Source organism: Nocardia farcinica, assembly GCF_029867845.1.
Classification (GTDB): Bacteria; Actinomycetota; Actinomycetes; order Mycobacteriales; family Mycobacteriaceae; genus Nocardia; species Nocardia farcinica_A.
In genome coordinates this window covers 1-9408 of record NZ_JARWRU010001034.1, presented here as the reverse complement: position 1 = coordinate 9408, position 9408 = coordinate 1, and the positions used below count along the sequence as shown (strand labels likewise).

The window sequence follows — 9408 nt, the reverse complement described above, 5'->3', positions numbered from 1 at the left end:
GGGGGGGGCGCGCGGGCGCCGCGGCCCCCCCCCGTGGGGGGCGGGGGGGGGGCGCCCCCCGGCCGCCGCCCGTGACGAGTTCACCTGGTATCCCCCGCGCGCCGAGCTCGACGCCCGCGCGCTGCGGGGGGCCGACGCCGTGGTGAACCTGTGCGGCACCGGCCTCGGCAGGCGGCGCTGGACCGGCAGTTTCAAACAGGAACTGCGCGACAGCCGCATCACACCCACCGATGTGCTGTCCGCCGCGGTCGCCGAGGCGGGAGTGCCGGTGCTGGTCAACGCCAGCGGCGTGCACTACTACGGCGGTGACACCGGCGATCGGGTCGTCGACGAGACCGCTGCGGCGGGCACCGGGTTCCTGGCGACCCTGTGCCGGGACTGGGAGGCCGCCACCGAACCCGCCCGGGCCGCGGGCGTGCGCACCGTGCTGCTGCGCAGTGGGGTGGTGCTCGCCCCGCACGGCGGCATGCTCAGCATGCTGCGGCCGCTCTACCGGCTCGGCCTCGGCGGGCGTCTCGGCAGCGGCCGCCAGTACACCCCGTGGATCTCCCTGGAGGACGAGATCGGCGCGATCCGGTTCGCGCTGACCGAGGACCGGCTGTCCGGCCCGGTCAACGCGGTCGGGCCGGCACCGGTCACCAACGCCGAGTTCAACCACACCCTCGGCCGGGCGCTGGGCAGGCGCACCCCGCTGGTGGTGCCCGCGCTCGCCCTGCGCGCGGTCATCGGCGAGTTCGCCGACGAGGCGATCCTGCGTGGCCCGCGCGCCATCCCGACCGCGCTGGAGACGGCGGGCTACCAGTTCCGCCATCCCACCATCGGTTCGGCGTTGTCGGCGCTCGTGGACTCGCACGCGCGCTGACATCGCGCCCTGCTGCTGCCCTCGGTGCGGCCGGGACCAGCAGGTGTTCAGCCGTCGGTGACCCAACGCTCATTGCCAGTCACCGCCGTGACCAGTGATGATCGATCTCGGCCGTCCTGCTGCCGAGTTCTGGAGTATCCCGTTGACCATCACGCACGCCCGCGCCGGAATAGTCATCCGTGACGCCACCGAGGACGACCTGCCCGCGATCCTGGCGCTGCACAACGAGAACATCGCGCACTCCACCGCGCTCTGGGACGTCGAACTCGCCGACCTGGCCGACCGCACCGCCTGGTTCCGCGATCGTCGCGCCGCCGGCATGCCGGTGCTGGTCGCCGAGGTCGACGGCGAATTCGCCGGCTACGCCCACTACGGGCAGTTCCGCCCGAAGGTCGGCTACCGCTACAGCGTGGAGAACTCCGTCTACATCGCCGAGCGCTTCCACCGCCGCGGCCTGGCAACCGCCCTGCTCGGCGAACTCGTCGAACGCGCCCGCACCTCCGGCCGCGTGCACGCCATGATCGCGGCGATCGAGTCCGGCAACACCGCCTCCATCGCCCTGCACGAGCGTTTCGGCTTCGTCGAGGTGGGCCGGATGCCCGAGGTGGGCCGCAAATTCGGGCGCTGGCTCGACCTGACCCTGTTGCAGCTGACCATCCCGGTCGACGGCGACTGACCGCGCCCCGCCCCCCGACACCTCGTCCGCCGCGACGCGACCAGCGAAATCGCAGGTCGGCAACACTGTGGTCGCGACCACAGCGGGTCGCTGTGATGAGTTCCACCCCCGGGCGTAACGTCGTGCCCGTGAACGACACGCGCACCGCCCGGTCCGCCCGCTTCGACACCACACCCGTCGTCGTCGAGGATCTCGGTCTCATCGACTACCACGCCGCCTGGGAACTGCAGCGCACCATCGCCGCCGAACGCGCGGAAGGCGCCGGTTCCGACCGTCTGCTGCTACTCGAGCACCCGTCGGTGTTCACCGCGGGCCGCCGCACCGAGGAAGCCGACCTGCCCATCGACGGCAGTCCCGTCGTCCAGGTCGACCGCGGCGGCAAGATCACCTGGCACGGCCCCGGCCAGCTCGTCGGCTACCCGATCGTGCGCCTGGCCGAGCCGGTCGACGTGGTCGACTACGTGCGCCGCCTCGAGGAGGCGTTGATCACCGTCTGCACCGACCTCGGCCTGACCGTCGGCCGGGTGGAGGGCCGCTCCGGCGTGTGGCTGCCCGCCACCGAATATCTGGCCGAGCGCAAGATCGCCGCCATCGGCATCCGGGTGCAGCGCGGCGTCGCCCTGCACGGCATCTCGCTGAACTGCAACTCCGCGCTCGACGGCTTCCAGGCGATCGTGCCCTGCGGCATCGCCGACGCCGGCGTCACCACCCTGACCCGTGAACTGGACCGCGAGGTGACCGTCGCCGAGGTCAAGCCCATGGTCGCCACCGCCGTCGTGCAGGCGCTCAACGGCGATCTGCCGGTGCGCGAGCACGACATCCGGGCCACACCGGCCGGGCGGCCGGATCCGGCACGGGCGTAAGGTCGAGATCGTGACCTCAGTCGACACCCCGACACCGCAGGGCGGCACCACCGCCCCCGCACCGGCCACGGCCGCGCCGACCGGCCCGGCCCCCGACGGCCGCAAGCTCCTGCGCATCGAGGCGCGCAACGCGCAGACCCCGATCGAGCGCAAGCCCAAGTGGATCCGCACCCGGGCCACCATGGGCCCCGAGTACAGCGAACTCAAGGGCCTGGTCAAGCGGGAGGGCCTGCACACCGTCTGCGAGGAAGCGGGCTGCCCCAACATCTTCGAATGCTGGGAGGACCGCGAAGCCACCTTCCTCATCGGCGGCGAGCAGTGCACCCGGCGCTGCGATTTCTGCCAGATCGACACCGGCAAGCCCGCCGCGCTCGACCGCGACGAGCCCCGCCGCGTGGCCGAGTCCGTCCAGGCGATGGGCCTGCGCTACTCCACCATCACCGGCGTGGCCCGCGACGACCTGGACGACGGCGGCGCCTGGCTCTACGCCGAGACGGTGCGCGCCATCAAGCGCCTCAATCCAGCGACCGGCGTCGAGTTGCTCATCCCCGACTTCAACGCCGACCCCGGCCAGTTGGCCGAGGTCTTCGGCTCGCGCCCCGAAGTGCTCGCGCACAACCTGGAGACGGTGCCGCGCATCTTCAAGCGCATCCGCCCCGCCTTCCGCTACGAGCGCTCGCTGGCCGTGCTCACCGCCGCCCGCGAGGCGGGCCTGGTCACCAAGTCCAATCTGATCCTCGGTATGGGCGAGACCCCCGAGGAGGTCACCCAGGCCATGCGCGACCTGCACGAGGCGGGCTGCGACATCTTGACCATCACCCAGTACCTGCGCCCCTCCCCGCGCCACCACCCGGTCGACCGCTGGGTCAAGCCCGAGGAGTTCGTCGAGCACTCCGAGGCCGCCCAGAAGATCGGCTTCGCCGGTGTCATGGCGGGCCCGCTGGTCCGCTCCTCCTACCGGGCGGGGCGTCTCTACGCCCAGGCGATGGCCCACCACGGACGCGAGATCCCCGCCGCCATGGCGCACCTCGCCGAGGAGGGCACCGCCTCCCAGGAGGCCTCCGCCGTCCTCGCCCGATTCGGCAACTGACCCCCGATCGGGCGACCGACCCCACGCCTCGCGTCGCCGGGGGCGTGTCGCGTCCACCACTGCCGGTGGTGTCCCCGCGAGCCGGTGTCAGGGGCGGGGGCCGGAGGTTTCGTCGTCCCGCGTCCCGAGCGGACGATCGTCGACCCGCTCGACCCCGCCCCGCTCGGTGTCGGCCCCGACCCGCTCGGTGTCGGCCCCGACCCGCTCGACGTCGGGCCCGGCCGGTACCGCCTCGCCCCGGCCGTGCGCGGGCCGCGTCGGCTCCCCGTCGGCGACCGGCGCCACGCTGCCGAGTTCGCCATCACGCTGCTTGCTGCGCACGAAGCGAATAGCGACCAGGCACCCCGCCAGGATCACGATGGGCAGCATGACGGCCAGAACGAACTCCACGCTCCCGATCCTAGGGATCTCCTCCGCCACTGGGCATCTCCGTCACCCACGCGCCTCGGGCCCCTTCCGATCCGTCGATCATCGGCGTCACCGCCTGCGCGGTCACTGCCTGCGCTTTTCTCACCCCTGCCGTGGCCACAGCGGGCCAGTCCATCCCCGGCCCCGGCGCGGCCGCACCGGTTGCCCAGGAGTGTCCCCCTTCCTACGACCCGTGTCTCACCCCGGAACCGGACTACGACTGCGCCGATGGCGAGGGCGACGGCCCGGCCTACACCGGCCCCGTCCGCGTCACCGGCCCCGATGTATACGACCTCGACCGCGACGGAAACGGCGTCGGCTGCGACTGACACGCGCCGGCGGCCACTCCCCCGCCACGGCCGACACCCGGCCACGACCCGCACGTCCCCCGCAGGGGCCGCGCCCGGGAAGGGCACGGCCACGCACCGCGGTCCGCGCGCCTCAGCGCATCGCGCAGATCTGCGGGAGCAGCGGCCCGTACGGGTTGTAGAACAGCGACACCACGCCGCCGATCACCGGCGCGCACAGCACCGGGTCGGCCAGCGCCGCCGAGCCGGTCTCGGACACCGCCGATGCCGCGCCGGGCAATTCCGCAGCCCCGGCATTCGCCGCCGGGCCCAGCAACGCGGACGCCAGCGTGACAGCGGCAACGGTCTTTCTCATACCTGCATCCCTTCGACGAAACTGCTTGCGCGCCAGAGGGTATGCGCCCGAACTCCCTTGCGCCAGCAGAGATTTGCCCGTACTCGCGGTCACCGATATCCGACCGCGACGACAGCGCGCCCCCATTGCTCGAACAATTGTTCGAGACGATGAAAATACTGGCAAATACTGGACTTCACTGGAATACCTGGATAGCCTCGCCTCGTGCCAGACACCGCCCAGCAATTGGAGGACCGCATCGCGCACCTGCGCGCCTCCGTCCGCCGCGCGGTGTCCGCGGGCGATCGCGTCGGCGCGCGCCAGTTGCGCGCGCAGCTGCGTCAGGCCGAGAACGCCTGGGAAGACGCGGTGCTCGGCATCGAGGCCACCGACGAGCCGGCCGAGGCGGCCCCCGCCGTTCCGGTCCGCGAACACGTGCACCGGGCGCTCACCCTGCTCGGCGCCCCGGCCGCTCCGAAACTCGTGCTCGGCGTGCACGAGGCGTTCTTCTCCGGCGAACTCGTCCCCGCCCGGCTGACCAGCCTGCGCCGCGACGAGGAGCGCTCGTTCCGCTCCGCCCCGCAGGCCCGCCCGTACTACATCTGCGCGGCGCTGACCGCCGACCTGCTCGCCCCGGCCCGCGGCCTGCTCGCGGTCAGCACCTGGCCGCTGGAGCGCCGGGTGATCGGCCCGCTGAGCCCGCGCGTCGACCTGCTGACCGCCGTCATCCGCCTGGCCGGGCACCTGGCCGACCAGCCCGCCGCCGATCGCCGCGCCCGGCGTGTGCTGTGGAAGCTGGCGATCTCGATCCCCGGTGTGCGCGGCGGCCCCGACAGCATCGACCCGGCCGAGGTCGCCCGCTGCGCCGAACGCGAGCTGGCGGTCCACCGCGACGATGACGCCACCCGCCGGAGCGAGGCGGCGCAGCGGGCGCTGGACCGGCTCGATCAGGCGGATCAGTTGTTCGGTGTGCGTCTCGGCGTGGCCGGGCGCGCCGGCGAACGGGGCGACGAGGTGACAGGCACGCGACGGAAAGAGGTGGGATGAAGACACTTTCGGCACGGCTGGACGAACTGCGTGGTGCGGCGCCGGCGTGCCGCCACAACGCCAGGACGATCGCGGCGTTGACGACGAACCCCGGCTGCTCCCGGCGCGCCCTGCTGGACGCCGCCGCGGTCGACAAGGCCGCGGTCGCGCGCCATCTCGGGTTCCCGCCCACCTTCGGCCAGTCCCAGTTCGCGATCACCCGAGGCAACGCCTTCGAGGCCATGGTCAAGGCCAACGGCTGTGCCGATCTGCTGGCGTTGCTGCGCGAGCGGCTCGACCTCACCATTCCCGAGGTGGCCTATCACAATCTGGAGGCCGTCGGCGACAACACCTCCAACGCCGTGCGCTACCGCCGCACCCGCCAGTTGTTCGCCCAGGCCGTCGACTCCGGCGAGGGCACGCTGTTCGATCACCCCATGCTGCGCCTCGAGATCGCCGGGGCCCCGGCCTATCTGGAGCCCGACGTGGTCGCGCTGCGTCTGGGCGGGCAGTTCCACGTGGTGGAGATCAAGTCGTTCCCCGTGGTCGACGGCCAGGCCGATCCGGCGCAGGTGGCCGCCGCCGCCCGCCAGTCCGCGGTCTACGTGATCGCGCTGCGCGAGCTGATGAAGGAGATCGGCGCCGACCCGGAGAAGCTGGTCTCGCACAACGTGATCCTGGTGTGCACCACCGACTTCAGCAATCGGCCCACCGCCGAGCTGGTCGATCTGCGCAAACAGCTCGCCGTGGTCTCCCGCCAGCTCTCCCGCCTGACCGCCATCGACGAGCTGGTGCGCAGCCTGCCCGAGGACGCCGGCTTCGCCCTCGGCGACCGGCTCGCCGACACCCTGGCCGAGATCCCCGCCCGCTACGCCCCCGAGTGCATGTCGACCTGCGAGCTGGCCTTCGCCTGCCGCGACGAGGCGCGTTCCCAGGGCTGCGTGGACGTGCTCGGCCGCACCGTCTGCGACGAACTCGGCGGCCTGGACAACATCGACGTGGTGCTGTCGCTCGCCGAGGGCTCGCGGGACCTGGGTGAGGAGTACGCCGACATCACCGAGGTGCTGCGGCAGGCGCACCGGCTGCGCCTCGAGGTGGCCGGATGAGCGTGCTGACCGCACTGGCCAGGATGCAGGCCGTGCGGGCCGGACGCGCCCAGCCGATCGCCGACTACTGCCACACCCACCTGTCGAAACGGCCGCTGGTCATGGTGCCGCTGAAGCTGGCCGGTGAGGCCGCCGCGCCGCTGGCCGTCATGCTCGGCACCGAGGCGGCGAACCCGCGCCTGCTCGTCGTCCCGCAGCCGCGCGACCGGGTGCTGCGGCTGCGTTTCGTGGCCGCGCTGGCCGACATCGTGCTGCCCTACATCACCGCGCACACCACCGAGACCGAGGAGTACACCACCAAGGAGGGCGAGACCCGCACGCGCTGCCTGGACGCCCCGCAACTGTGGGTGCCCAACACCGGCGGCATCGAATTCCTCGGCCTGCTGGGACGTTCGGTGCGTTTCCACCGCACCGACGGCGACAATCCGGTGCCGGAATCGATCCCGCTGCTCGGCCGCTGGCTCACCTGGTTCCGCGACCGCGCCGAACATCCCGGCTCCAGCGTCGCCCTGCCCATGACCTCGGTGTTGTCCGCGCACTGGGCCAGCGGCCAGTCCCCGCTCGAGGACGCCAATCTGGCCGCCCTGCTCGGCTGGATCGCCCCGCCGCCCGGCCGCACCGGGCAGCAGGCCGCCGCCCGCGCCGAGGACCCGCTCGCGGTGCCGCCCGCGGGCCCGGCCACCGACCCGGGTTTCGACAACGAGGAACTGGCCCCGTTGATCGCCTCCTACGACGAGGCGGTGGACGAGACCGCGCGCGCCCTGGCCGTCCAGCGCATCGAGCGCGCCCTGCACAAACAAGTCGAGCCGACCTGGCAGCTCATGTGGCAGGGCCTGGCGCTGCTGCGCGCCCTGCCCGCCGCCCCGCACGCCGCGGGCCGCTGGTCCGCCGACGTGGCCGCCTTCTCCTACTTCCTGGAGACCGTCCCCGAGGGCACCCCGCAGCCGCGCCGCGACTCCGCGGTCTCGGCCGCCCGCCGCCTGCTCGACCGCGAACGCGCCCTGGAACGCTACGACGCCGAGCGCGCCTTCGACGACCCGAGGGTGATGCTCGAACACCGGCTGGCCGGAACGGCGTTCACCGGCACGGTGGTCGAGGCCGAGCCGACCCGCACCGAGGCCAAGGGCACGCGCAAGGTGCTGCGCCCGCACCTGCGGGTCCGCACCAGCGACCCGTTCACCGCCGTGCTCGGCGAGAAGTTGTGCAACATCACCCTGCCCAAGCAGTCGGGCACGGTGGTCGACGTCGACGGCGACACCGTGCTGCTCGAACTGTCGGGCGGCATGGGCCGCAAGCTGATTCCCGAGCCCGGCACCGTGCCCGAAGTCGGTGCGGCGGTCGGTTTCGCCCGCTTCACCCCCGTCTCCTCGCGCCCGCCGACGCTGCCGAGCCGCGAGGAGACGCCATGGACCCACGGCGGCCCGCCGCCGGATTGGGTGCCCACCGAGGACACCTTCGAGGAACTGTGATGACCACCGACACCGCCCGCGCCGCCGACACCGCCGTCGCGGGAATCCTCGGCGACCTCGCCCACTCCGCCGACCGCGCCATCGTGGTCGACTCCCCGCCCGGCGCCGGGAAGTCCACCCTGGTGGTCAAGGCCGCTCGTCAACTGGCCGAGTCGGGTGACCAGCACATGATCGTGGCGCAGACCAACGAGCAGGTCGACGACCTCATCGAGCGCCTGGCCACCGCCGATCCCGGCCTGAGCATCGGCCGTGTCTCGGCGGCCGGCTATCTGCCCTCGGACCGCGTCAGCCGCCCGAATGTGGCGGTGGCGCAGAAGGTCACCGATCTGGCCGACCGCACCGTGGTCATCGGCACCGCCGCCAAGTGGGCCACCATCGAGGAAGGCACCTGGCAGCACGCCATCATCGACGAGGCCTACCAGATGCGCTCGGACATGCTGCTGCGCATCGCCAACCGCTTCGAGCGCGGCCTGTTCGTGGGCGATCCCGGTCAGCTCGACCCGTTCGCCACCGTGGACACCGGCCGCTGGGCCGGCCTGACCTGGGACCCCACCATGAGCGCGGTCTCGGTCATGCTCGCCAACAATCCCGCCATCCGCCCGCACAGCCTGCCCGTCTCCTGGCGGCTGTCGGCCACCGCGGCCCCGGTCGTCTCGGCGGCCTTCTACCCGTTCAACGAGTTCCGCGCAGGCACCGCCCCGGACGCCCGCTCCCTCACCTACGCCGCTCGCGGGCTGCGCACGCCCGTCGACGCGGTGCTCGACGCGGCCGCCGAGCACGGCTGGGGCTGGTACGAACTGCCCGCCCGGCACGCCCTGCGCACCGACAGCGAGGCCGTGCGCGCGGTCGCCGAGATCACCTGCCGCCTGCTCGAACGCGCCCCCGTCGCCGTGTCCGAACAGGGCGGCCACACCGTCACCGCCGAGCGCGTCGCCGTCGGTACCGCCCACCGCGACCAGGCCGAGGCCATCCGCGCCGCCCTGCGCGGCACCCCCGGCGAGGCGGTCACCGTGGACACCGCCAACCGCCTGCAGGGCCGCGAGTACGACGTCACCGTCGTCCTGCATCCGCTGTCCGGCCGCCGCGCCCCCCCCCCCCGACCCCCAGGGGGCCGGGCGGGGGGGGGGGGGGGGGGGGGGGGCCCCCCCCCCCCCGGGGGGGTGGCCGGAACCCCCCCCGGGGGCCCCCCCCCCGCGCGGGGCCCCCCCGGGGGCGGCCCCCCCCCCGCCCCCCCCCCCCCCCGCCCCCCCGGGGGGGGGGGGGGGG

The 9408-nt window shown here is 73.2% G+C and carries 11 protein-coding genes; 9 read left to right on the top strand and 2 right to left on the bottom strand.

Annotated elements, in window-relative coordinates; translation table 11 throughout:
- The 4 genes from QH283_RS22925 to lipA form a co-directional block, all read left to right on the top strand.
- Nucleotides 1-862, top strand: an 862-nt coding sequence (locus QH283_RS22925) for a TIGR01777 family oxidoreductase (protein ID WP_280505013.1), incomplete at its 5' end; no start/stop codon positions are given.
- A gap of 142 nt (nucleotides 863-1004) precedes the next feature.
- Complete coding sequence (locus QH283_RS22920) at nucleotides 1005-1538, top strand: GNAT family N-acetyltransferase (RefSeq protein ID WP_280505012.1); 534 nt, start codon at nucleotides 1005-1007, stop codon at nucleotides 1536-1538.
- Between the two features lie 128 nt (nucleotides 1539-1666).
- The gene (lipB, locus tag QH283_RS22915) at nucleotides 1667-2401 is read left to right on the top strand and encodes a lipoyl(octanoyl) transferase LipB (RefSeq protein ID WP_414689600.1); all 735 of its coding nucleotides are present in this window, start codon (nucleotides 1667-1669) and stop codon (nucleotides 2399-2401) included.
- Between the two features lie 10 nt (nucleotides 2402-2411).
- A complete protein-coding gene (lipA, locus tag QH283_RS22910) occupies nucleotides 2412-3491 on the top strand; it encodes a lipoyl synthase (protein ID WP_280505010.1) in 1080 nt (359 codons plus the stop codon).
- A gap of 87 nt (nucleotides 3492-3578) precedes the next feature.
- On the opposite strand, the gene QH283_RS22905 is transcribed toward lipA, so the two are convergent.
- A complete protein-coding gene (locus QH283_RS22905; protein WP_280505009.1) occupies nucleotides 3579-3881 on the bottom strand; it encodes a hypothetical protein in 303 nt (100 codons plus the stop codon).
- 131 nt (nucleotides 3882-4012) lie between these two features.
- On the opposite strand from QH283_RS22905, the gene QH283_RS22900 reads away from it, so the two are divergent.
- Complete coding sequence (locus tag QH283_RS22900; RefSeq protein WP_348538301.1) at nucleotides 4013-4228, top strand: hypothetical protein; 216 nt, start codon at nucleotides 4013-4015, stop codon at nucleotides 4226-4228.
- A 112-nt stretch (nucleotides 4229-4340) separates the two neighbouring features.
- Here the strand turns inward: QH283_RS22900 and QH283_RS22895 are convergent, their stop codons facing one another.
- A complete protein-coding gene (locus QH283_RS22895; protein ID WP_280505008.1) occupies nucleotides 4341-4562 on the bottom strand; it encodes a hypothetical protein in 222 nt (73 codons plus the stop codon).
- A gap of 204 nt (nucleotides 4563-4766) precedes the next feature.
- Between QH283_RS22895 and QH283_RS22890 the strand changes: the two genes are divergently transcribed.
- From QH283_RS22890 to QH283_RS22875, 4 genes are all read left to right on the top strand, one after another.
- Entirely contained in the window at nucleotides 4767-5588 is an 822-nt protein-coding gene (locus QH283_RS22890) for a hypothetical protein (RefSeq protein WP_280505007.1), read from the top strand.
- Nucleotides 5585-6673: a hypothetical protein gene (locus QH283_RS22885; RefSeq protein WP_280505006.1), complete on the top strand. Its 1089-nt coding sequence runs from the start codon at nucleotides 5585-5587 to the stop codon at nucleotides 6671-6673. The genes QH283_RS22890 and QH283_RS22885 overlap by 4 nt, the downstream gene beginning before the upstream one ends.
- Complete coding sequence (locus QH283_RS22880; protein ID WP_280505005.1) at nucleotides 6670-8142, top strand: hypothetical protein; 1473 nt, start codon at nucleotides 6670-6672, stop codon at nucleotides 8140-8142. Before QH283_RS22885 ends, QH283_RS22880 begins: the two co-directional genes overlap by 4 nt.
- Nucleotides 8142-9408, top strand: a 1267-nt coding sequence (locus QH283_RS22875) for an AAA domain-containing protein (RefSeq protein WP_280505004.1), incomplete at its 3' end; no start/stop codon positions are given. The genes QH283_RS22880 and QH283_RS22875, both read left to right, overlap by 1 nt.

Excerpts from the sequence above, each read along its gene's own strand:
- QH283_RS22895 (WP_280505008.1), bottom strand. The coding sequence starts at position 4,562 with ATGAGAAAGACCGTTGCCGCTGTCACGCTGGCGTCCGCGTTGCTGGGC.
- QH283_RS22885 (WP_280505006.1), top strand. The coding sequence starts at position 5,585 with ATGAAGACACTTTCGGCACGGCTGGACGAACTGCGTGGTGCGGCGCCG.
- QH283_RS22880 (WP_280505005.1), top strand. The coding sequence starts at position 6,670 with ATGAGCGTGCTGACCGCACTGGCCAGGATGCAGGCCGTGCGGGCCGGA.